Genomic DNA, 23426 nt, shown 5'->3' with positions numbered 1-23426 from the left:
ACTGTCGCCCGCCAGCGGGATGGGACCACCCTTGCGCCAGTGTGATGGGACCGGGTCGGGGGTTGTCAGGCTCGGCGTGAGGATGATGCGTCGCCGGCGGGGTCTGGGTCAATGCCGGGGCGTTGGCGGCGTCGGTAGGACTCGCCGTCGATGACGAGTTCGTGGGCGTTGGAGTGGAGCCGGTCGATGGCTGATTGGGCGAGGAGTGGGTCGGCCATCTGGGCGAGCATCTCGCCGGGGTCCCGGTTCGAGGTGAGGATCGTCGATGCCCGCCGGTGGCGTTCGACGACGAGTTCGTAGACCTCGGCGGTGTCGATGGTGTCCATTGCCCGCAGGGCGAAGTCGTCGATGATCAACAGGTCGACGCGGAGCAGTCGGCGGACCTCAGTGTCGTGGCTGTTGTCGAGCCGGCTGGCCTTCAGGCGCTTCAGGAGGGTGTCGGCGCGTTCGAAGTGGACGCTGCGCCCGCGGCGGACGGCGATGTGCCCGAGGGCGGTGGCGAGGAACGTCTTGCCGACGCCGACGGGGCCCAAGATGACGGCGTCGTTGGCTGCGTCGACGAACCGCAGCGAGCACAACTCGTTCCACACGGCTCGGTCGTAGGTGACCTTGGCGGTGTCGTCCCAACGGTCCAACGTCATCGACGCGTCGAGGCCTGCCGTCTTGGCGCGCAGCTGCGCGGATTGGATGTCGCGGCGGGTGACCTCGTCGGCCAGCAGCAGCTCGAGGAACTCGTGATGGGTGAGTTGCTGCTGCTGGGCGAGCGTCAGCCGCTCGGGGAGCGTGTCGAGACAACGGCCGAGCTTGACCCGCCGCAGCAACGCCTTCAGCTCCGCGGTGACGGTCAACTGCGGGCTCATGCCGACCTGCGGTTCTTGGTCGTGAACTCGGCGGGGTCGCGGGCGAACCGGGCCGTTGTCGGCGGCGGCGCTGGTGGGTCGGGTTGGTCGGCTTCGGTGGCTCGGTCGAGCATCCGGCCGATCAACGCCACGCTGACGGCTTCGGCTTCGAGGGCCCGTTGGCAGGCGGTGTTGACCTTGTCGGGTCCCCACTTCTTGACGAGCCCCAACAGGGCGTAGACCTGGCGCATCTTGGTCCACGGCAACGGCGTGTCGAGCACCGCCGCCGCGTACTCGCCGATCGCTTCGCCGTGGCTGGCGGCGAGACGTTGGAGGTGGGCGATGTCACGCAACGCGTACGTGGTCCGCTCCGCGGGCAAGTCCGCCGGGTCGGTCGAGCGATGCCCTGGCTGTTGGCGGGGGTGGACCTTGATCAACTGGCCGCGATGCGTGATCCGCACCAGCTTGCGGTCGGCGCGGACCTGCACACGGGCGCCGAGCAGGTTCCCCGGCACCGAGTAGAGCGCCTTGGCGATCTCGATGTGATGATCCCGATGCACCCGACACGCCGCATAGACAGGCACGTCATAGACGTCCGTCGGCGCTGGCAACAACACCGACAGCTCGAGCGTCCGGAAGTGCTCGACCGGGCGGCACTGCGTCGTGCCATGCACTCGCATCCCGGCCCGGCCGGCGCACCACGCCTCCACCTTCGTCTGGGCGTCGGTGAGGTCGATGAACGTCTCACCAGCCCAGAACGACGACCGCACGAACTGCACCATCCGCTCCACGCGTGGCTTGTCCGTCGGGGTTCGCACGCGGGCCGGGTCGATGACGAACCCACGTGCCTGGGCGTACTCGACGAACGCCTCGTTGAACCTCGGCTCCAACCCGTCGGCCTTCGTGACGACCGGCGTCAAGTTGTCCGGGATCAGGACCTTGAACACGCCGCCGAAGAACCGCCACGCCGCCTCGCACCCGGCGATCACCGCGTCAGTGGTCTGCGTGAACGACAACCACACGAACATGTGCCGCGACACCACCGCCGTGAAGATCAACGCGTGACACACCCGCCGGCGACCGGACTCCGAGTCGTGGACCAGGCCGAGGCGGGCGAAGTCAACCTGCAACTCCTGGCCTGGTTCGCCATCAGCGACTCGCACCGTCGAGCCCTGCCCCCGGCGGGGACCGAACTCGGTCGCGACGAACCGCTGCACCGTGCGCTCCGGCACGATCACCCCGTCCCGAGCGAGCAACTCGCAGACCTTCACCCCCGGCACATCGGCCTTGACCCACTTGGCGATCTGCTCCCGGCGGGCGGCCAGCATCATCCACGCCTCACCGTGATGGCCGTCGGTCCGGTGCGGGCGAACGATCTCGACCACCTCGCCCAACACCTCATCAGTGAGCTGACCGACGCCGCCATCGACCATGACACCAGCAGCGATCGCAGCATCGACGTAGCGACGCACCGTCTTGCGGTCGACCCGGCTCAGCCGGGCCACCGCCCGCAGCGCCTCACCTCCCAGCCACAGCCGCAGCACTTCTCGAACCTCGAACATCGGAACCTCCCGGAACGCCATCGCCGCCTCTCGGACTGCCAACAGGAAGCGGCGATGATCACCCGCAGACAGCACCGAACTGACGGACCCCCCAGGTGGTCCCATCACTGGCGGATAGGTGGTCCCATCACACTGGCGGAACTCGCATCAAGTGGTCCCATGCCACTGGCGGGCGACAGAACAACGTCCCGTGCAGCGTCTCCAACGCTGGCTCCCGTCGCAGTGATCTGGTCGGCCGCTGGCGCGCCGATGTGCCTGCACGAGCGGCCGATGAGTCGACGTGTGCCGAGGAGTCTGAATGAGATGGAGGGGTATCGGCCCCGGACAACAAGGAGGTACTGATGAGTCTGCCGAAGATCGTCTCGACGGAGGAGTGGACGGTGGCCAGGCGTGAGCTACTCGACAAGGAGAAGGAGTTCACTCGGCAACGTGACCGACTCAACACCGAACGTCGTGAGCTGCCGATGGTCGAGGTGACGAAGCCCTACGGTTTCGAGGGCCCGGACGGCACGAGGTCGCTGCTCGACCTGTTCGAGGGTCGCCCGCAGTTGATCGTGTACCACTTCATGTTCCACCCAGACTGGGAGGACGGCTGCCCCAGTTGTAGCGCCGGCACCGACGAGTTGTCGCCGGGCTTCATCGAGCATCTCAACATCCGCGACACCACCTACGCCCTCGTGTCCCGGGCGCCCTTGGCCAAGCTCGATCGATGGAAGGCCAAGAAGGGTTGGACGATCCCGTGGTACTCCACCAACGACGGCGACTTCAGCTACGACTTCGGCGCCACCATCGACGCGTCGCGAGGCTACGACGAGTACAACTACCGCACGCTCGACGAGTACGCCGCCATGGGTCACGAGAGCATGAAGACGGCTGAGCAGCCCTACGACATGCCGGGCCGCACCTGCTTCCTCCAAGTCGACGGCACCGTGTTCCGCACCTACTCGGTGTACGCCCGCGGGCTGGAGAGCACTGGTGGCTCGTACTACTTCCTCGACCTCACCGCGCTGGGACGCCAAGAGGACTGGGAGCAGCCCGCCGGCCGCAGCATTAACGCTCGGGGCAACCAGCCCGACTTCGCCTCCTGACGCTTCGCACGAGCAATCGAGATCCCTTCAACGAACCCACAGCGCAACGAGACGTCGCCACAGCGTCGTCTCGCGACGGCAACACCCCGGCAACCGCACCGCACCTGTGGTTCGGCACCGTCCGAACAGCACGGTCGAATCTTCCGCACCGGCGCGTCCGAGATCGCCGGGCTGTGGCAGCTCGAAACGTCCCGCTGGTGCTCCTGCGGGTTCTCCACTCGCCGCCGGCGTCGCTGAGCGCCCAGCGATCGGACTACGGCACCAGGTACCTCAGTGCTCGCTCCACGTTGCGGTCGAGCGGGTCAATGCTGTCGAGCGTCAGGTGGTCGACCGTCCAAGGCTGCCACTCCTCACGACGCGCACTCACTTGGCCCCAGGTCGGTTCTGGGAATCCATCGATGCCGCGGATCCGACCCTCGAGTCGTCGCCGGTGCTCGTCGACGTCGCTGCAAACGACCTCGATGACCCGCATCGCCGCATCCGTACGCTCGCACACCCGCCGCCACATGTCGCGGGCTACCTCGAGGGCGTTCACTGCATCGGCGATCACCGACAAACCGATCCGGAGCTGATGCTCCGCGAGCGTCGCCGCGACCTCGTACGCGGCAACGCCGGTCTCGAACGACGCGGTGATTCCACAACGCCAGATCGCGGCCTCAACTGGGTCGACCGACAGCACGGGCCAGGTGCGCCGCCGACCCAGCTCATCGGCGATCGCGCTCTTGCCCGTTCCTGGCAACCCGCTCATGACGATCAACACCCCGAACACGCTGGCCCATTGGACCCTACGACGCAACCCGTCGCCGGACGTCCGAGAACAACGCCGAATCGCCGCAACCTGCGTCCGCAGGTTGCCGCCGCATCCGCTCGCGCGGCCGCACTGCACACGTGGGCAGTCGCAACGACGGTGGAGGCTGGGTGCAGATCGGCACTTCTGCTCGGGTCGATCGGCGGCGAGATGCCGCAGTCAGTGGCTTGGTTCGGTCGCCAAGCGGACGCCGAAGACCATGAGAAACGCTCCGGACAGACGGAGCAAGGCATCGCCGAGCCGGCTTCGCAGCCCTGCCAGTCCAATGCTGCTGAACACGAAGCCGTACACCATGAGCGTCATGAAGCCGATGATGGCGAAGGTGGCGCCGAGTAGAGCTGCTTGCATGGGGCTTCCCCCGTCGCTCGGCAGGAACTGTGGGATGACGCTCGTGAACACGAGCAACGTCTTCGGATTGGAGAGATCACACAGCGCGCCTTCGGAAAACGCCCCGAGGCGCAGCCGCCGTCGTGCCTCTGGAGCGTCCATCGCTCCCGCGATCTTGCGGCCACGTCGCAGGAGCGTCAGACCCAGCCAGCACAGGTATGCCGCGCCGACCAAACGAATCGCTTGGAACACTGGTTGTGACGCGACGACGATTGCCGTGAGTCCCAGGATCGATGCCAGCGCCCAGAAGCAGTCGGCCACGAGCACCCCAAGCGCCGTCTTCGTCGCCTCAGCGCGTCCGCTGACGAGCGAGCGTTTCATCACAAGTGTCACTGCCGGACCCGGAATCCAGACCAACACGAGCGTCAGCACGAAGAAGCCCCAGAAGTTCAAGTTCGCCTCCTCGCGTCGTCCAGTGCCACGAATCTATCGGCGCGATGGGTAGCGCCGAATGCCCCTCCGGAGCGGCGCGTCGAACCTCCGGCGAACCCCGGTCGGCACGGCGACGTGCGGGTGGGTTCGCCTCGGTGCGTGCAGCAGCAGGCCCCACTGCGGATACGGAGGTACCGATCTGGCATCCGACCACCACCAGACTCGTCGGGACACACTCGTCAGGTGCCTGGTTCCTCGGCGGGCGGCATGGCCTCCGATTTCCTCTTGACGCTGACCGCTCGGCGTCGGCGGATCTCGGGCGGGTCATCCATCGCTCGGCCGAGAAGGCGGAGGGTGAGGGGTCCGTTGGCGAGCAGGGACGTATGGAAGACGCGCTGCTGCGGGCGGCTCGAGAAGTCGCTGACTCGGGTGGCCTTGAGGCGTTCGATGGCGAGTCGACCGGTGAGGTAGCCGAGCGCCGAGCCAGGGTGGGCGATGTAGCGGTCGACTTCGTTGTCGATGTTGGCGGCCGTGAGCATCGTGTTGTCGCGGAGGTAGGAGACCGCCCGATCGCGAGACCATCCCTCGGCGTGCAGACCGGTGTCGACGACAAGTCGGCAGGCGCGCCAGAGGCCGAACGACAGCATGCCGAGACGGGCGATGTCGTCGGAGTACAGGCCGAGCTCGTCGGCGAGCACCTCGCAGTAGAGCGCCCAGCCCTCGGTGTAGGGGAGGATCTCGGCGATCTGGCGGAAGCTGCTCGGCGACGGGCGCTCCTGGCTGGTGGCGATCTCGATGTGGTGGCCCGGGACCGACTCGTGGAACGCCAGCGCCTCGGCCTCGTAGCGCAGCCTGCTCGTCGGGTCGTGGACGTTGACCCAGTATCGCGCCGGCCGGTGGCGGTCGAGCGGTGCCGTCTCGTAGTGGCCGAGCACGCCGTGGCGCGACTCGACGGGGTCCATCGGCAGCACTTCGCAGGTCGCCGCGGGCAGGTCGGTGATCCACTCCGGCACGACCGCAATCGCCCGCTGCATCGCCTCCGACGCATTGCTGAGGATCTCGTCGGCGTTGGTGAACCGCAGCGCAGGATCGTTCAGCATCCACGAGCGGACGGCGTCGAAGCCGCCGCTCACGCCGAGGCGCTGGCCGATCGTATCGACCTCGGCGCGCAGACGCTCGACCTCGGCCAGGCCGGTGTCGGCGCACTCGGCCGGCGTCAGCGGGAGTGTCGTGTAGCCGCGCACGGCGGCCGGGTAGATCTCGTCGCCGCCGGGCAGGTGGGCGAGCCCGGGGCGTTCGTCGGGACGAGCCGTCGCATGGACGACCTCGACCAGATCGTCCCGGTACCGGGCGAGGGCGGGACGCAGTCGCTCGCGCACGATGTCGTCGACGTCCGCAAACGTGGCGACGAAGCGGTCGTCGGCGATGGGTGTGGCGAGGTAGGCGTCGATCTGGGCGATCGATCGTTCGACCAGGCGGCGTACCGGCAGGCGGCCGGCGGCCCGACCCTTCCGCAGTTCGTCGGACGAGGCGTCGAGCGCGGCCGCCGCGGCGGCGCACGCTTCGACGTAGCGGGCTCGGTCATCGGCCGACGCGACGCCGGCATACGGGAGGAACGTGAGGATTGCCGAGGCGATGCCGGCCTCGGGGAGGGGCGACACCGTGAACTCGGGCCAGCCCGCCTGCAGTGAGTCGATCTCGTAGTCGGCGATCTCTTCGATGAGCGCCGCCGTCAGCCAGTCGTCATGTGAGTCGGACGCGGCAGTCGACCGGATCGCCTTGAACTCGTCGGCAAGGCTGCTGCGCTGCTCGCCGGTGATCGGTGGCATCGGAGCGCGGGCGGCGATGCCGAGCTGGCCGGCCTGGAACGGCCGTCGAGCGAGGTACGCGTCGACCATTCGCGAGTCGAGAGCGAGGTCGCGATCGAGGGCGGCGCCGTCGGCAGACGTCATCCGACGCGCTGCAGCCAGCACGCCTGCGTGCGACCGGGTTCGATGCTCACGAGCGGCGGTGCCTCCACCAGGCAGCGTTCGAAGGCGTGGGGGCAGCGCGTGTGGAACCGGCATCCCGGCGGGGGAGCAGCGGGATTGGGCACCTCGCCGGCGAGGACGACGGGCGTCGACTTGTTGCCGTCGGCGCGGGGGATCGACCCGATCAACGCCTCGGTGTAGGGATGGCGCGGTGACGACCACAGCTCGCGGGTCGGCGCCTGCTCGACGACGAGCCCGAGGTACATCACCGCCACCTCGTCGGCGATCTGGTTGACGAGGGCGAGGTCGTGGGAGATGAGCAGCATCCCGATGTCGAGCGTGCGGCACAACGTGACGAGGAGGTTGGCCACCTGCGCCTGCGCCGACGCGTCTAGCGCCGACAGCGGTTCGTCGAGCACGATCACCGACGGCTCGGCGGCCAGCGCCCGGGCGATGGCGATGCGCTGGCGCTGCCCGCCGCTCAGCTGGTGAGGGTGCCGCCCGGCCGTGCTGGCAGGCAGGCCGACCTGGCGGAGCAACTCCTCGACGCGGGCTTGCTGGTCCCGCTTCGACACCAGCTCGAGGTCACTGAGGGCGTCGGCGATCTGGGCGCCGACCTTGCGGCGAGGATTGAGCGACGACTGCGGATCCTGGAACACCATCTGCAGCCGGGCGAGCGGGCGGCTGCGAGCCCGCCGATCGAGGGGCGTCACCGGCGAGCCGTCGAACGTCACCGAGCCGCCGGTGGTCCGCACCAGCCCGACGGCCGCACGGGCGAGGGTGGACTTGCCGCAGCCGCTCTCACCCACGAGACCAACGATGCGCCCGCGCTCGACGGAAATGCTGGCGCCGACGACGGCCCGCACCGGCGACTGGTGACGGCGCTCGTAGGCGACCTCGACGTCGACCAACTCCAGGGCCGCGGTCATTGCCCCGCCTTCACGGCAGCCGGGGCGACGGCGACCGGGCAGGCGGCGCGGCCGTCGGAGAGGGTGACGAGCGCCGGACGCTCGACGCGGCACGAGTCGACGGCCAGACCGCACCGGGGATTGAACGCGCAGCCCGACGGCAGCTCGTGTGCCGCCGGAGGGCTGCCCGGGATCGGCACGAGCGGCTGGTCGGTGCGCTCGGGATGGGGCAGGGCGCCGAGGAGGCCGCTCGTGTACGGGTGGCGGGGCTCCTGCAGGACGCGCCGCGTCGTGCCCGACTCGACGATCCGGCCGGCGTACATCACGGTCAGCTCGTCGGCGGTCGACGACATCACGCCGAGGTCGTGGGTGATGAGGATGACCGACATCCCGGTGTCCTCGCGCAGCTGGTCGAGCAGAGCGATCACCCCGGCCTGCACCGTCACGTCGAGCGCCGTGGTCGGCTCGTCGGCGATCAGGAGCTCGGGGCCGCAGATCAGCGCGGCGGCGATGGCGATGCGCTGGCGCATGCCGCCGGAGAACTGATGCGGGAAGCTGTCGAGCGCGCTCTGCGGGTCGGGGATCCGCACGGCCTCGAGCATCTCGACGGCGCGCTGGCGGGCGTCACGCTTGCCGGCGCCGGAATGCGTGCGATACACGTCGGTGAGGATCCGCCCGATCGACAGCATGGGATGCAGCGACGTCATCGGGTCTTGGAAGACCATCGAGATCTGCTGTCCCCGGACCTCGCGCAGCGCGCCGCTGCCGAGCGGCACGAGGTCGCGACCCTTGAACACGATCCGGCCCGTCAGCTGGGCACGCGGCGGGAGCAGCCGCAGCAGGGCCAGCGCCGTCATCGTCTTGCCGCTGCCGCTCTCGCCGGCGATGCCGAACACCTGGCCTTCCTGCACGGCGAAGTCGACGTCCTCGACGATCGTCACCGGACCCTGCGGGCCGGGCAGCCGGATCGTCAGGCCCTCGACCTCGAGCAGTGCCGTCACGCCCGCTCCCCGCTGCCCCACGTGGTGCGGGGGTCGATGGCGTCGCGGAGGCTGTCGCCGAGGAAGTTGAAGGCGAGCACGAGCGAGAAGATCGCCAGGCCGGGGAACACGCCGAGCCACCACTGCTGGAAGTAGGTGGTGCCGATCGACACCATCGACCCCCACTCGGGGTCGGGCGGCTGGGCGCCGAGGCCGAGGAACGACAGGCCGGCGAGCAGCAGGACGGCGTTGCCGATGTCCAAGGTGGCGAGCACGAGCACGGGCCCGATCACGTTGGGCGTGATCTCGCGCGTCAGCGTGCGCCGCGTCGAGGCGCCGAGGAGGCGGGCCGACTGGACGTAGTCGGAGCGTCCGGCCGACAGCACGAGGCCGCGCACAACGCGGGCGTACGTGGGCCAGGTGACGAGGGCCAGGGCGAGCACGGCGTTCTGCAGGCCGGGGCCGAGCACGGCGGTGACGACCATCGCCAGGATGATCGCCGGGAAGGCGAAGACCATGTCGACGATGCGCATCAGCACGGCGTCGACGCGCCCGCCGAAGAACCCCGAGATCGCCCCGATCACCGCGCCGACGACCACGGCGATGACGACGAGGAGGAAGGCGAGCGGCAGCGACACCCTGCCGCCGTATATGACACGCGTGAACAGGTCGCGGCCGAGCTCGTCGGTGCCGAACCAGTGGTCGGCCGACGGCGACATCAGCGGCGCCATGCTCGGCACGTTCGGGTCGTGGCTGGTGAGCAACGGCGCGAACACGATGATGACGGCCCACGCCAGCACGATCAGCGCGCCGGTCACGGCGAGCGGTCGGCGCATCGACGCCGGGATGCTGTAGTTGCGCCGCAGCCGCAGCGGGATGCGAGTCGTCGTGGTGGTCGCCGCGGTCACGTGACGCGGATCCTCGGGTCGAGCACGCCGTAGAGCAGGTCGACGACGAAGTTGATCACGAGGTAGACGAGGGCGACGAACATGCTCACGCCCATGATCGCCGGCAGGTCGAGCGTGGTCGCCGAGCGGTAGCCGTAGCGGCCGATGCCAGGCCAGGCGAAGATGTTCTCCACCAGCACGGCGCCGGTGAGGATGTTGGCGAACAGCAGGCCGATGACGGTGATCACCGCCGGCATCGCGGCGCGCAGGACGTAGCCGAACATCACCCGGCGCGACGTCAGGCCGTGGGCTCGTGCCGCCCTGACGTAGTCCTGGTCGATCACGTCGAGCACGGCCGAGCGGGTGTAGCGGGTGAGCAGGCCGATGCTCGACGCGGCGAGCACAGAAGCCGGGAGGATGACGTGGCTGAGGGCGTTGCGGAACACATCCCACTGGCCGCGCAGCAAGGCGTCCACCGTGTACATCCCGGTGATCTTCTCCGGGGGCACCAACACCGAGTCGAGACGGTTGCCGCCGGGGAGGATCCCCCACTTGAAGAAGAACAGGTACAGCGCGATGAGGGCGAGCCAGAACACCGGCACCGAGATGCCCGACAGCGACACGATCCGCAGCACGAGGTCGGGCCAGCGGTCGCGGTACACGGCGGCGAGCACACCGAAGCCGATGCCGAGGACCCCGGCGATGACGATCGCCAGCAACGCCAACTCGGCGGTGGCCGGCACGAACGAGCCGAGATCGGTCATGACCGGGTTGTCGGTCTGCTGCGACACGCCGAGATCGCCGCGGAGCAGGTTGGACAGGTAGCGCCAGTACTGCACCCAGATCGGCTGGTCGAGCCCGTGGACACGATGGAACGTGTCGATCTGCTCCTGGGTGGCGTTGCGGCCGAGGTTGGCCAGCGCCGGGTCGCCCGGCACCGACTGGGTGAGGAGGAACGAGATGACGGTGATGCCGGCGAGGACGAGCAGGGCGCCGACGAGCCGGGAGAACGTGAAGCGGGCCAACGGGCGCCGGAACCACGGGGTCCGCGGTTCCGGCGCCTCCGGCGCGATCAGCGCCTCAGTGGTCGTGGTGGCGTTCGTGGCCCTCAGGCGGCCTCGACGGCCGCCACGTCGAGGGTCCAGCTCGGGTCGAGCACGACGTTGGTGAGGTCGTTCGTGCTGACGATCGCCTGGGCCGTCTGGAGCAGCGGCATGTACGGGCCCGCCTCGTTGAGCCGGCGCTGGATGTCCTGGGCCAGGCTGGCCCGCTCGGCGTCGTCGACCGTGGCCGACATCTCGGCGCCGAGCGCCTCGAGCTCGGGGTCGGCACCTTCCTGCCAGCCGGCCCGGACGGCGTCAGAGCCACCGGGCAGGTAGCCGGCGAAGCTCGTCGGGTCCATGAAGTCCGGGTAGCTGTAGGTGAGGGTCATCTCCATCAGACCGGTGCGCCACTCGTCGAGGTAGGTCGTCACGGGGAGGGCCTCGAGTTCGACGCTGATGCCCACCTCTTCGAGGTCGGCGGCCACGCGCTGGGCGAACGTGGCGAACTGGATGCCGTTGACGTTGATGTCGCTCGGGTACGACATCGTGAGCGACGGATCCTCGATGCCCGACGCCTCGACCGCGGCCTGGGCCCGCTCGACGTCCTGCTGGGTCGCCTCCTCGATCGGCAGGGAACCGGCGACCACCGTCGGCAGCAGACCGGCGGCCTGCACCGAGCCGACGCCGCCGAGCTGCACCATCGCCTCGTAGTTGATGGCGTAGCGCACGGCCTCCTGGATGTGTGGGTTCGACGAGGTGGCCGACGCCGCCTCGTCCATGTTCATCTGCACCCGGAACAGGTTGGGCGACTCGTTGGCCCGCACCGTGACGTCCGAGTTGCCCTCGAGCGACTGCGCCTGCGTGGCCGACAGGTCGATGGCGATCTCGAACTGGCCCCGCTGCACGTTCAACAGCTGCGTGGCCGCCGGCATGTTGCGGATGACGACACGGTCCCAGTCGGGCAGCGTCTCGCCCCACCAGTTCGGGTTGCGGGCGAGGATGACGGTGTCGTCGGTCTGGTACGACTCGAGCACGTACGGTCCCGACCCGGCCGAGTTCGAGTTGAACCATGTCTCGGAGGAGTCCGCCTCGGGGGCATCGCTGGCGTCGGTGCCGCCGTTCTCGGTGACCAGCGCCGAGTTCAAGATGGCGAACGCCGGCGTCGCCACGATCACCGGGATCGCCGGGTTCGGCGTCTCCGACGTGAGCACGACGGTGTGGTCGTCGGGGGCCGACGGCGTGATACCAGTGATCAGGTACGAGCCGCCGAGCTGGAGGTTGGCGAGACGGTTGAACGACCAGACGACGTCGGCGCTGGTGAGCGGCGTGCCGTCGGCGAACACCACGTCGTCGCGCAGGTGGAACGTGTACACCGTGGCGTCCTCGGACGCCTCGAACGACTCGGCGACCGACGGCTGCGGCGTCGTGTCCTCGCCGCTCGCCCGGAGCAGCGTGTCGTACATCGCCCGGGTGGCGATCGTCATCGTCGGCGTCACCGTGCGCGCCGGGTCGAGGCTCTGGAGGATGAAGCTGGTGTCGACCGTCAGCGTGCCACCGGCCGGTTCCGGCGCGCTGGCCGACACGCTGGTGGCGGCTACGGTCGCACCGAGCGTGAGTGCCGCCGCCACCGCGAGCACACCGCGGCGCGAGCGCCGCCACTGGCCCATGGGTCGATTCCCTTGCATCTGTCGCATGCCGATCCCTTCGCTGTAGGTCGTGTCTGTGGAGCGAATCCGCTGATGGGGGTCCACGGGCGCGAGCGCGGAGGCTAGTGGAAGTCAGGCGGTCGGGGCGAAGTCCCCGATCGGCGCGGAGCGGTGCGATGCTGGCCCGGTGTCCACATCGCTTGACGACCTGTGCGCCGACTTCTGGACGTGGAGGGCGGGCCAGCAGCCCCGCAGTCACGACGACATCCCCCGCCTCGAGCGCCCGGCGGGGTGGATCCCCGACTTCTCGGCGCCGGCCCGCGCCGACCACGCCGCGGCGTTGCTCGAGTTCGAGCAACGGCTCGAGATCCTCGATCCCGGCCCTGACGGCGCCGTCGCCGACCGCGTCGACCACCTGCTGCTGCGGTCGGCCATGGCCCGCGTCCGGTGGGAATCCGACGTGTTGCGGATGTGGGCGCGGCACCCGGGGTTCTACGTGCACCAGTCGCTGGGGTGCGTGTACGACCTGCTGACGCCGGTCGAGGTCGACGCCGGGCGGATTCGTGACATCACACGGCACCTGGCGTCGACACCGAAGATCCTCGACGACGGGCGGGCCAACGTCGCCGGCACGGCCGTCTCCGAGTTCGCCGCGCTCGCCGCCGGCGAGCTGGCCACCGTCGAGGACGACGTCGCCCGGATGGTCGACGCGCTGTGCCGGCTCGACACCCCGGGGCTCACGCCGGCCGACATCGACAGCCTGCGCGCGGCCGGCGCCGCGGCGGCGGTGGCCCTCGGCGGCTACCGCGACTGGATCACGGCGAGCGCCGAGGGCTTCGTGCGTTGGACCCCGGTCGGCGACGACGACTTCCAGTGGTTCCTCACCGACGTCGCGCTTTTGCCGTTCACCACCGACGAACTGCTGGCCATCGGGCGGCACGAGGCCGACCGGGCGGCGGCCTTCGAGCTGCTCGAACGGCGCCGCAACGGCACACCCGGACGGTCCAAGCCTCCGCCCGTGTTCTCCACCGGCGCCGAGCAGGCGGCCGCTCAGGCCGAGATGGAGCTCGGCATCCGGCGCTTCTACGAGGAGCGCGGCCTTCTGTCGCAGCCCGACTGGATGCGCCACTACAACACCCACCCGCTGCCCGACCACGTCGCGCCGATCACCTGGCTCGGCGTCGCCGACGACCTCACCGGTCCCAGCCGGCTGGACCAGAACGGCTCGGCATTCTTCCCGCCTCCCGGCCCCGACCTGCCCTACTTCTACGCCGCCAACGCCCACGACCCGCGCCTCGGGATCGTCCACGAAGGCGTCCACTACCAGCAGCTCGTGCTGTCGTGGGCCCACCCCCGCCCCGTTCGGCGTCACTACTACGACTCGACGGCCAACGAGGGGGTCGCCTTCTACAACGAGGAGATGATGCTCGCCTCGGGCCTGTTCGACGACAACCCCCGCAGCCGCGAGGTCATCTACAACTTCATGCGCCTGCGAGCACTTCGCGTGGTGGTCGACGTCCATCTCGCCCGCGGCTCGATGACGATCGCCGAGGCGGGTGCCTTCCTCGAACGCGAGGTGCCGATGGACGCCGCAACGGCCCGCGAAGAGGCGGCGTTCTTCGCCTCGACGCCCGGACTGGCGATGTCGTACCAGATCGGCAAGACCCAACTGCTGGGCCTGCTGAACGACGCCGCCCGGGCCGACGGGTTCGACCTCCAGGCGTTCCACGACCGCGTGTGGCTCGACGGCAACGTGCCGTTCTCGCTGCAGCGCTGGGAGCTGCTCGACGACCCGAGCGACCTCGAGCGGATCGGGGAGCTACGACGCAGCGGCGTCGCTCGTCACGGGTGACAGCCACCGCCCGAACCACTCGAGGAGCAGCTCGAGGCGCTGGGCCCGGTGCACCGGGCTGCCGTTGCGGGTGAGGCCGTGGCCTTCGCCGGGGAAGCGGATCATCTCCACGGTGCGGTCACGGAGCTTGAGCGCCATGAACAGCTCCTCGGCCTGGCCGATCGGGCAGCGGTAGTCCTGCTCGGAATGGACGATGGCCAGCGGCGCGGTGATCCCCTCGACGAGCCGCAGCGGTGACGCCAGCCAGTACGACTCGGGGTCGGTGAGGTGGTCGCCGCCGAGGTAGGCCTCGAAGAACCACGGCGACTCGTCCATCGTCCCGGCGTCGCTGTACAGGTTGTACGGGCCTCGCTCGGCCCATCCGGCGGCGAACAGGTCGGTCTGGGCGAGCAGGTGGGTGGTGACGAGGCCGCCGTACGAGCCGCCCATCACGCCGACGCGGGCCGCGTCGAGCTGGGGGTTGCGATCGAGGGTGGCGCGCACCACTGCGGCGACGTCGGCGATGTCGTCGACGCCCCAGCCCGACCCCGGCTGTTCGGCGCGCCGGCCCGACACCGCCCGCATCCACGCCGTGCCGTAGCCGGCCGAGCCGCGCGGGTTGAGGAACACCACGGCGTACCCGGCGCTGAGCAGCAGCTGCAGCTCGTGCGACCACTGCCCGCCGAACTGCGTGCCGCCGCCCTGCAGCCACACGACGAGCGGGTGCGGCCCGGCCCATCGGTCGCCATCGGGGAGGGCGAGCCACGAGTCGATCTCGACGCCGGGCGCCGTGGCGACCGCAGCATGCGTGGGCACCCGCAGATCGCGCGACTCGGCCAACCCGGCGTTGGGAGTCACGGCGTCGACCGCGCCGATGCCGGCGGGTTCGGCGTCACTCGTGAGCACGCGCAGCGCCGGCGGATCGGCGACGCCGGAGACGACGAAGGCGGTGGTCACTCCGGAGGCGCCGACGACGGTGTCGAAGGCGGTGATCCGGCGCTGGTCGACGGCGAGGACGTCTCGGTATTGGCCGGGTGCGGTGACGTCGAAGCGGACGATGCCGCTGAAGCCCTCGGAGTCGACGATCACGTCGATCGCCTCGTCGCCGCGCCAGACGGCGGTCTCGCCGTGGCAGTCGCGGTCGAGGACGTGCGACAGGTCGGTCACGGATCCGCTGGCCGGGTCGAGCACGGCGAGGTGCGTCGTGGCGGGGTAGTGGGCGATGTCGGTCACCGTGACGGCGATCAGGTTGCCCGAGGGTGACGGCAGCGGTTGGCCGTAGGCGACGGCTGCGTCGGTGACGGCCGTCGGTTCGCCGCCGTCGATGGCCTGCGTGTAGACCGCGTTGGTCGGCGCCCGGTGACGGCCCTCGTGCCGTCGCGACACGAAGTACACGCGGGTGCCGTCGGGGTGCCACGAGAACTCGGCGTCGTCGAAGCCGCCGATGCTCAGCTTCCGTGGCTCGGCGCCCGGCTCGACGAGGTAGGCCTGGCGGGGGCGGTCGACGAGCCAGCCGATCCCGTCCTCGCGGTAGCCCAGTTCGGTGAGGCGACGAGGGGGCCGGCGGTCCTCGGGGATCTCGTAGAACCCGCGGTCGACCGGCTCGCGCACGACGAAGAGCAGCCGCTGTCCGTCGGGAGACCACACGAGCTCCTCGATCGGGTCGGGCCATCCGGCGACGACCGTGATCGCGCTCGCGCTCGAATCGTCGGCATCCCAGACCCGGACCTCTCCACCGTTGGGGCTGTCGACCACCATCGCCAAGCGAGTTCCGACCGGCGACCAGCGCGGCGTCCGCGTGCGACCGGGTTCGGCCGGCGGCACGGCGACGGGGGAGTGATCACCGGTCGCCGGCACGACGACGAGGTCGCGGCGGTAGCGGTTGGTGATGCCGTCCGGGGTGGCCGTGACGGCGGCGACCAGCCGTCCGTCGGCGCTGATGGCGACCTCTGGGATCTCAGCGAATCGATCGAGGTCTGAGATCTCCACGGGGGTCTTGGCCATCGGCGCTCCGTTCGTCGCCGGCCTGACGGGTCGTGTGGTGCGGCCCGCGGACGGCTCGGCGATCCCGGTCCGGAGCGAGCGTGATGTTACCGTGACGCCCGTTTCCGACCCAGGGCTGCCGGTGGCTGTGCCCGTTGATGGAGGCGACCCGACGATGAGCTCCGAGCGATACCTCGACGCCACCGAGTGGCAGGCCCTGGCGGGATACGCCCGCGCCGCCCGCACCGGCTGTCACATCGCGGTGAGCGGCACGACGGCATCGGCCCCCGACGGTTCGCCGCTGCATCCCGGCGACGTCTACGGCCAGACCCGCGAGGCGTTGACCCGCTCGCTGGCGGCGGTCGAGGCGCTCGGCGGTGCCGTCGGCGACGTGATCCGGACGCGGGTGTACCTGGTGCCCGGAGCCGACTGGAAGGCCGCCGCGCGGGCGCATCAGGAGATGCTCGGCGACGTGCAGCCGGCGAACACCACGCTGTTCGTCGCCGCCCTCGTCGGTGTGGGCCTGCTCGTCGAGGTCGAGGTCGAGGCCGTGGTGGGGTCGGCCGACAACGACGAGACCGCAGGGCAGTCGTGACCGGGTCCGCCCGGCCGCTGCGCACCAGCCTTCGGCTCAACAACGACCTCACCGTCGCCGAGTTCGTCGCCCTGGCCCGCCGGGCCGAGGCGGCCGGCTTCGACCAGATCTGGGTGTCCAACGACCTGTACCTGCGATCGGCCCCGGTACTCCTGACCGCCGCGGCGTCGGCGACCGAGCGCATCGGGCTCGGCGTGGGGATCATGAACCCCTACTCCGTGCATCCCGTGGAGATCGCCATGATGGCGGCCACCCTCGACGAGGCATCCGCCGGCCGGTTCCTGCTCGGCCTGGGCGCCGGCGCCGAGGAGTTCCTCGGCTGGGCCGGCCTCGATCGTCCGCAGCCGGTCGCCCGCACCCGCGATGCGGTGACCCGCATCCGGGCGCTGCTCGCCGGCGAGCGGGAGGGCACGTCACTCGACTACCTGCGCTTCGACGCGTCTCCGGTGCCGATCTACCTGGGCGCGATGAGCCCGCGGATGCTCGCCGTCGCCGGCGAGGTCGCCGACGGCGCCTTGCCGCTGCTGTTCCCGCCGGAACACTTCCCCACGGCTCGTGCTCAGATCGTCGCCGGCGCCGAGGCCGCTGGGCGCGACCCGGCCGGCATCGACGTGGCCGCGTGTATCTGGGTCTCGGTCGACGACGATCGCGACGCCGCCCGCGCCGCCCTGGCCGAGAAGATCGCCTACTACGGCGCCTCGTTCGCGCCCTACCTCCTCGAACGCGCCGGACTGAGCCTGGACGACTTCGTGCCGATCCAGCTCGCCCTCCAGGAGCACGGCATCGACGCGGCGCGCCGTCTGGTCACGCCGCAGATGCTGCGACTCGGCATCGCCGGCACGCCCACCGACGTGATCGAGCGCTGCGAATCGCTGATGGCAACCGGTGTCGAGCACCTGTCGTTCGGGCCGCCGCTCGGCGCCGACCTCCTCGCCGCCGTCGACACCCTGGGCCGCTCCGTCCTCCCGGCGATCACCTGATCGAGTTCCTGTACTGATTCCTTCTCACAGACGAGCAATTTTCAGTACAGGAAGTCTGTGGCGGGCGCGGTGAGAGAATGCGGGGGACCATCTCACCGGCCGCGTTCGGCGCGGAGGGCGAGGTGGAGGAAGAGGCGTTGGTCGGGGTCGTCGGGGTCGACATCCAGCAGTTCGAACGCCTGGCGGACGCGATATCGGACGGCGTTGCGGTGCAGATGCAGGCGAGTGGCGGTGTTGGCCACCGATCCCTGCTCGTCGAGGTAGGTGCACAGGGTTTCGGTCAACGCCGCGCTCTTCTGTCCCGTGAGGTCGCGCAATGGAGCCAACAGTGAATCGGCGGATTCACGTACGGTCGGCGACCCGTACCACTCCACCAAGGTCTGTTGGAGGCCGAGAGCGTCGAAGCTGGTCGGGTAATTGACGCGACGGCGGCTGCGGGCCGCCGACGCCGCGAGGCGGGCCTCGGTCGCGCTCATCGCCAGGCCGGAGAGTTCGGCTCGCATCGTGCCGACGCCGGCGAAGTAGCGGAGACCGGGCACGGCGTCGGCCATGGCGCTCGACAGTTCGACCATCGAGCGATGCAGGGCGAGGCCGTCCTCTGCCGCGGGAGCGTGGTCGTCGGTCCACAGCACCACGAGCATCTTCGGGTCGTGGGCCACGTGGCACGACGAGACCCGGCCGAGCATGGTGTCGAGGGCCAGCGTCGCCAGCCGCTCACGCGTGCTGTACGACTCGGCCTCGTCGGCGACGAGGGTGTGGAGGTTGTCGAACTCGAAACGGGCGATGGCGTGCCATCCCTCGGGCTGGATGCCGACCCGCCGCGCCGGCGCGACGAGATCGACCCGTGTCGCCCGGTCGGCGTCGAGCAGCTGCAGCAGCACTTCCGCCGAGGACTGACGCTTGGCGCTCCGGCTGTGCCCGGCCTCGAACGTGACGCGGCTCACCTCAGCGGCGAGGCGCCACAGCACCAGCTCGAGCAGATCGGCGTCGTCCTGGCCGATCGGCATCACCGTGAGCCAGTCGCCACCGGCATCGGTCACGACGGCCGGAACGGCGATGGCCCCGATGTTGAGGGCCTCGCCGCGACGCCGGAGCTCGATCGATCGCCCGAGAAACACGGAGGTCAGCTCGATCAGGTCGTCGACCGTGCGGGCCTGTCGGTCGAGCTGGCCGATCGCCCGAGCTGCCTCCCTGGCTCGGTCGACGGTGAGATGGAGTTCATCGGTCGCGCGACGCGCCATCGCCTGCACGAGCGAGCTCACGTCGGTGCTGGCGTCGAGCCGGATCAGAGCCGTGTTCGTCTTACGGGCGATGGCGACTGCGGTCTGCGAGATCTTCGAGCGGTCCGAGACGAACACGACGACGCCCGCCACGTTTCGGCTGACGGCCCGTCGTACGGCGATGTCGAATCGATAGGTGCCGCAGATCTGGGAGAGATCGCGGTCGAACACGAGCAGCGACCGCGTTCGCGCCTCGTCGACGTCGGAGAACTGTGCGGCGAGTTGAACTTCCGCCACGTCGACGCCCGCGTGCCCCGCGAGAAACTCCGCCGTGGCCCGGTCGCCGTGGTTGGTGACGTCGAGGATGCGATCGAGGCCGGTCATGTGCAGAGCGGATACTACGGGGTCGGTATTTGTGCACTTCGACCCGGACGGCACACGTAACACCCAAGAAACAACTGTGCGTGACGCACCGCATTTCGGCCATTTTCGGCAGTTCGTCCATTGGCTGCCCAGTCGGCCTTCCGTACCTTCGGCGCATGCCGACCGGCCGACCGATGTTGCCCACCACCCCACAGCCGAGCGCATGACGTCTGCAACGGTGCTCAGGCCTGCCGCAGCGTTCGTCACCGCGACGTCGCTCGACGAAGCCCTTGCGGTCCTCACCGAGCACGGCGACGTGGCTCGGGCGATCGCCGGCGGGACGGATCTCATGCTCCAGCTGCGACGAGGCGAGCTGGCGCCCGGAGTCCTGGTGTCGCTGGGTCGGCTGGCCGAACTCGCCGGCATCGCCGAGCACGAGACCTCCACCGGGCCGTCGGTGCGGCTGGGCACCACGACGACCCATCGGATGATCACCGGGTCGGCGCGGCTGGCCGATGCCCTTCCGGCGCTCGTCCGGGCGGCCGGGCTCGTCGGCGGACGCCAGACCCAGACCGTCGGCACCATCGGCGGCAACATCGCCAACGCCTCGCCCGCCGCAGACCTCGTGCCGCCGCTGGCCGTCTACGACGCGCAGGTGGTCGTGAGGTCCGGTGACGCCGAGCGTTCGATGCCGGTCCTCGAGTTCATCACCGGGCGGCGAGCAACGGCGCTCCTGCCCGGTGAGCTCATCACGGCGGTCGACGTCCCGATCCCGGCCGGGCGCACCGCCAGCACGTTCCTGAAGGTGGGCCGCCGAGCGGCGATGGAGATCTCGATCGCGTCGATGGCTGTGCGGGTCGTGGTCGGTGACGACGACATCATCACCGACGCCCGCATCGCAATCGGTGCCTGCGGCCCGAAGCCGTTCCGCGCCGTCGACGCCGAAGTGGCGCTCGTGGGCAATGCCCCGACGCGGGAGGTGCTGAGCACCGCCGGACACGCCGCGGTGGCCGCGGCAAGTCCCATCGACGACCGCCGCGGCACCGCCCGGTACCGCACCCAACTGATCCCGCGCCTGCTCGCCCGCGCCGTCGCCGACGCCGTGGCGCAGGCCGCCACCGTGACCGACAAGGGGCAGACTCTGTGAACACCATCAGCCTGACCGTCAACGGCGTGGCGCAGGTGCTCGACGTCGAGCCCACCGAGACGCTGCTCGAGTCGATCCGCGAGCGACTCCTCCTCCGCGGCACGAAGGAAGGGTGTGCCGAAGGAGAGTGCGGGTCGTGCACCGTGCTCGTCGACGGCGAACCGGTCGACTCGTGCATCTATCCGGCGGCGGGCTGCGACGGCCGATCCATCACGACGATCGAGGGGCTTGCCGTCGACGGCGCCCTGGCCCCGATTCAGCAGGCCTTCGTCGAGGCCGGCGGCGTGCAGTGCGGGTTCTGCACACCCGGGTTCGTGCTCACGCTGCACGCCCTGTTGGAGGAGGCGCCGGCACCGACCGACGACGACATCAAGACCGCCCTCGCCGGCAACATCTGCCGCTGCACCGGCTACGCCCAAATCGTCGAAGCGGCCGTGCGAGTCCGTGACGGGAGGGCGTCATGACGATCGCTGCCGTGAGCCCGCCGCCGAGCCTGATCGGCCAGCCGCTGCACCGCTCGGATGCGGTGAGCAAGGTGGTGGGCGACGCCGTCTACGCCGTCGATCACCTCGAGACGGGAATGCTGCACGCCGTCGTGCGGCGCTCGCCGGTCCCCGCCGGCCGACTGCTGGGCGTCGACATCGATGCCGCGACGAAACTGCCCGGGGTTCGCGGCGTGTACACGGCCGCCGACCAGCCCGACACCCGAGCCGGGTGGGTGGTGCGCGATCAGCAGCTGTTCGCCGCCGAAGAGGTGCGCTTCGAAGGGGAGGCCATCGCCCTCGTGGTCGCCGACACGCTGGCGATCGCCCGAGCGGCCGCCGACCTGATCGAGATGGACATCGAGCCGCTCGAAGGGGTCGATCTCGCCGCGGCCGCCACCGGGACGGCTCGGGTCATCCACCCCGACTGGGCCGACTACGCGCCGACCGGCGGCACGGACTTCCCCCGCGGCGGCAACCTCGCCGCCGAGATGGTGGCCGACCCGCCCGGCGTGGACGAGGCCTTCGCCGGCGCCGCGCTCGTCGTGGAGGACTCCTTCAGCACCGACCGTCAGTACCAGGCCTACCTCGAGCCCAAGGCCGCCGTCGCGACGTACGCCGACGGCCGTTACACGATCCACACGTCCGTCCAGTTCCCGTTCAACGTGCGTGACCGTGTCGCGCAATACCTCGGCGTGCGCCCGTCCGACGTTCGCATCATCGGCCGCACGATCGGTGGCGGCTTCGGGGCCAAGCTCGATGCCGGCCCCGAACCCCTCGCAGCGTTCGCCGCCCGGCGTTGCGGCCGCCCCGTGAAGCTCGTGTACACCCGGGAGGAGGACCTCCTGCTGTGCCCCTGCCGCGAGAACGCGGTGGTGACGATGCGGACGGCTCTCGACGCCGACGGCCGGATGACCGCCCGTGAGATGCGCGTCGACATGGACAACGGCTCCTACAGCACGGAGATGCCGTGGCTCGCCTCGCTGCCGTTGCATCTCGCCGCGGCGTCTTACACCGTCGATGGCCCCGTTCGCGTCATCTCGCGCCTGTGGTACACGAACACCGCCCCGACCGGTGCGTTCCGCGGTGTCGGTGGCACCTACCTCTACCACGCGCTCGAACGGCACACGGACTCGATCGCCACGGCGCTCGGCGAGGATCGGCGTGAGTTCCGGCTGCAGCGACTGATCCGCAGCGGCGTGGCGAGTCGGTCGGGTCAGATCCTCGAAGAGGCCGACATCCTCGGCGAGGCCTACGCCAAGCTGGAGGAGGTCGCGCCGTGGGAACAGCTCGTCGGCGAGCTCGGCCCGTGGCAGGGCGTCGGCATCGCATCGGGCGTCTGGATGACGAACCCGATGCCGGGCCAGGCCACCGTCCGGTTGTGCGAGGACGGCACCGCGCAGGTGATCACCGGAGCGACGGAGAACGGGTCGGGCGCGATGGCGCTCGGCGTTCGTCAGATCGTCGCCGCCGAACTCGGCATCTCGCCCGATGACGTGACCACGAGCATGCCCGACACCGACATCAACGGGTTCGACGCCGGCTCGCAGGGCAGCCGCACCACACACATCGTGGGCCGCGCCGCACGCGACGCCGCCATCGAGGCCAAGCGGCAGCTGCTCGACGCCGCGGCCAACGCGATGGAGTCGAATCCGGCCGACCTCGAGATCGTCGACGGCGAGATCCGTGTCATCGGCACCCCGTCCCGGTCGATCTCGGTGGCCGATGCCGCGGCCTCGGCGTTGTGGACGGTGGGACAGATCACGGCGACCAGCTCGTACACCTCGCCGCCGATCGCCTACGACCCCGGTTGCGGGTCGGGCGTCATGTTCACCGCCATGGCCACACCGACGTACCACGTGCATCTCGCCGTGGTCGAGATCGACCCGGTCACCGGTGGCGTCCGGGTCCTGCGCTACATCGTCGTGCAGGAGGTCGGTCGGGTCATCAGCCCCAACGGCATCCGCGGCCAGGTGCAGGGCGGCGTCACCCAGGGCATCGGCCTGGCCCTCTACGAGAACCTCCGGATCGGCGATGACTGCCGCTACGTGGAGCGCACGCTCGAGAACTACCGCCTGCCGCTCGCCGTGGACATCCCCGAGGTCGAGTTCCACCTGCTCGAGCACCCCGCTGCCGAGGGCCCGTTCGGAGCCCGCGGCGCGGCCGAGCCGCCCGCCGTGTTCGTCGCCGCGGCCATCGCCAACGCCGTGACCGACGCCGTCGGCCACAAGTTCAACCACCTTCCCATCACCCCCGACCACGTCCTCGATGTCATCGACGGCCTGGCCTGACTCCCCAAGGACACATGAGATTCATCGATTTCCGGTTCTCCAGC

At 69.9% G+C, this 23426-nt stretch carries 19 protein-coding genes; 7 read left to right on the top strand and 12 right to left on the bottom strand.

Features of this window, described 5'->3' with window-relative positions; all coding sequences use genetic code 11:
• Window positions 1–65: 65 nt before the first annotated feature.
• Together DN771_RS21005 and istA are read right to left on the bottom strand one after the other, a co-directional pair.
• Window positions 66–860 (bottom strand): ATP-binding protein, encoded by a 795-nt coding sequence (locus DN771_RS21005; RefSeq protein WP_116999516.1) that lies wholly within the window; start codon window positions 858–860, stop codon window positions 66–68.
• On the bottom strand, window positions 857–2401 hold the full coding sequence (gene istA, locus DN771_RS21000) for an IS21 family transposase (RefSeq protein WP_205528692.1): 1545 nt from the start codon (window positions 2399–2401) through the stop codon (window positions 857–859). Before istA ends, DN771_RS21005 begins: the two co-directional genes overlap by 4 nt.
• A gap of 341 nt (window positions 2402–2742) precedes the next feature.
• Between istA and DN771_RS20995 the strand changes: the two genes are divergently transcribed.
• Window positions 2743–3489 carry a DUF899 domain-containing protein gene (locus tag DN771_RS20995; protein WP_116999514.1) on the top strand — a complete coding sequence of 249 codons (747 nt, stop codon included), beginning with the start codon at window positions 2743–2745 and terminating at the stop codon, window positions 3487–3489.
• Between the two features lie 253 nt (window positions 3490–3742).
• Here the strand turns inward: DN771_RS20995 and DN771_RS20990 are convergent, their stop codons facing one another.
• The 8 genes from DN771_RS20990 to DN771_RS20955 form a co-directional block, all read right to left on the bottom strand.
• Window positions 3743–4249 (bottom strand): P-loop nucleotide/nucleoside kinase family protein, encoded by a 507-nt coding sequence (locus tag DN771_RS20990; protein WP_162942213.1) that lies wholly within the window; start codon window positions 4247–4249, stop codon window positions 3743–3745.
• 207 nt (window positions 4250–4456) lie between these two features.
• Entirely contained in the window at window positions 4457–5077 is a 621-nt protein-coding gene (locus DN771_RS20985; RefSeq protein WP_116999512.1) for a LysE family translocator, read from the bottom strand.
• 218 nt (window positions 5078–5295) lie between these two features.
• Window positions 5296–7008, bottom strand: a complete 1713-nt coding sequence (locus DN771_RS20980; RefSeq protein WP_162942212.1) for a DUF885 domain-containing protein — start codon at window positions 7006–7008, stop codon at window positions 5296–5298.
• Window positions 7005–7955, bottom strand: coding sequence for an oligopeptide/dipeptide ABC transporter ATP-binding protein (locus DN771_RS20975; RefSeq protein ID WP_116999510.1), 951 nt, complete (start codon window positions 7953–7955; stop codon window positions 7005–7007). The genes DN771_RS20980 and DN771_RS20975 overlap by 4 nt, the downstream gene beginning before the upstream one ends.
• Window positions 7952–8935 (bottom strand): ABC transporter ATP-binding protein, encoded by a 984-nt coding sequence (locus tag DN771_RS20970; RefSeq protein WP_116999528.1) that lies wholly within the window; start codon window positions 8933–8935, stop codon window positions 7952–7954. The genes DN771_RS20975 and DN771_RS20970 overlap by 4 nt, the downstream gene beginning before the upstream one ends.
• Complete coding sequence (nikC, locus tag DN771_RS20965; protein WP_205528691.1) at window positions 8932–9822, bottom strand: nickel transporter permease; 891 nt, start codon at window positions 9820–9822, stop codon at window positions 8932–8934. Before nikC ends, DN771_RS20970 begins: the two co-directional genes overlap by 4 nt.
• A complete protein-coding gene (locus DN771_RS20960; RefSeq protein WP_205528690.1) occupies window positions 9819–10826 on the bottom strand; it encodes an ABC transporter permease in 1008 nt (335 codons plus the stop codon). The genes nikC and DN771_RS20960 overlap by 4 nt, the downstream gene beginning before the upstream one ends.
• 83 nt (window positions 10827–10909) lie before the next feature.
• Window positions 10910–12511: an ABC transporter substrate-binding protein gene (locus tag DN771_RS20955; RefSeq protein ID WP_162942211.1), complete on the bottom strand. Its 1602-nt coding sequence runs from the start codon at window positions 12509–12511 to the stop codon at window positions 10910–10912.
• Between the two features lie 166 nt (window positions 12512–12677).
• Here DN771_RS20955 and DN771_RS20950 point away from each other — a divergent pair, with 166 nt between their 5' ends.
• Entirely contained in the window at window positions 12678–14342 is a 1665-nt protein-coding gene (locus DN771_RS20950) for a DUF885 family protein (RefSeq protein ID WP_116999508.1), read from the top strand.
• Here the strand turns inward: DN771_RS20950 and DN771_RS20945 are convergent.
• On the bottom strand, window positions 14310–16325 hold the full coding sequence (locus DN771_RS20945) for an alpha/beta hydrolase family protein (RefSeq protein ID WP_116999507.1): 2016 nt from the start codon (window positions 16323–16325) through the stop codon (window positions 14310–14312). The two genes, DN771_RS20950 and DN771_RS20945, sit on opposite strands and share 33 nt — an antisense overlap.
• Before the next feature lie 154 nt (window positions 16326–16479).
• Here DN771_RS20945 and DN771_RS20940 point away from each other — a divergent pair, with 154 nt between their 5' ends.
• Window positions 16480–16899, top strand: coding sequence for a Rid family hydrolase (locus DN771_RS20940; protein WP_116999506.1), 420 nt, complete (start codon window positions 16480–16482; stop codon window positions 16897–16899).
• Window positions 16896–17879 carry an LLM class flavin-dependent oxidoreductase gene (locus DN771_RS20935; RefSeq protein ID WP_205528689.1) on the top strand — a complete coding sequence of 328 codons (984 nt, stop codon included), beginning with the start codon at window positions 16896–16898 and terminating at the stop codon, window positions 17877–17879. Before DN771_RS20940 ends, DN771_RS20935 begins: the two co-directional genes overlap by 4 nt.
• Window positions 17880–17971: 92 nt before the next feature.
• Here DN771_RS20935 and DN771_RS20930 read toward each other — a convergent pair whose 3' ends face one another.
• Window positions 17972–19483, bottom strand: a complete 1512-nt coding sequence (locus tag DN771_RS20930) for a PucR family transcriptional regulator (RefSeq protein ID WP_162942210.1) — start codon at window positions 19481–19483, stop codon at window positions 17972–17974.
• Window positions 19484–19685: 202 nt separating this feature from the next.
• Between DN771_RS20930 and DN771_RS20925 the strand changes: the two genes are divergently transcribed.
• Genes DN771_RS20925 through DN771_RS20915 form a run of 3 tightly spaced genes read left to right on the top strand, consistent with a single transcriptional unit; the run spans window position 19686 to window position 23382 of the window.
• Window positions 19686–20609 carry an FAD binding domain-containing protein gene (locus tag DN771_RS20925; RefSeq protein ID WP_162942209.1) on the top strand — a complete coding sequence of 308 codons (924 nt, stop codon included), beginning with the start codon at window positions 19686–19688 and terminating at the stop codon, window positions 20607–20609.
• Window positions 20606–21073, top strand: coding sequence for a (2Fe-2S)-binding protein (locus DN771_RS20920; protein ID WP_116999503.1), 468 nt, complete (start codon window positions 20606–20608; stop codon window positions 21071–21073). Before DN771_RS20925 ends, DN771_RS20920 begins: the two co-directional genes overlap by 4 nt.
• Complete coding sequence (locus DN771_RS20915; RefSeq protein ID WP_116999502.1) at window positions 21070–23382, top strand: xanthine dehydrogenase family protein molybdopterin-binding subunit; 2313 nt, start codon at window positions 21070–21072, stop codon at window positions 23380–23382. The genes DN771_RS20920 and DN771_RS20915 overlap by 4 nt, the downstream gene beginning before the upstream one ends.
• Window positions 23383–23426 lie beyond the last annotated feature (44 nt).

It is taken from the genome of Desertimonas flava (genome assembly GCF_003426815.1).
GTDB lineage: Bacteria > Actinomycetota > Acidimicrobiia > Acidimicrobiales > Ilumatobacteraceae > Desertimonas > Desertimonas flava.
This window is presented reverse-complemented; position numbering and strand designations above follow the sequence as displayed.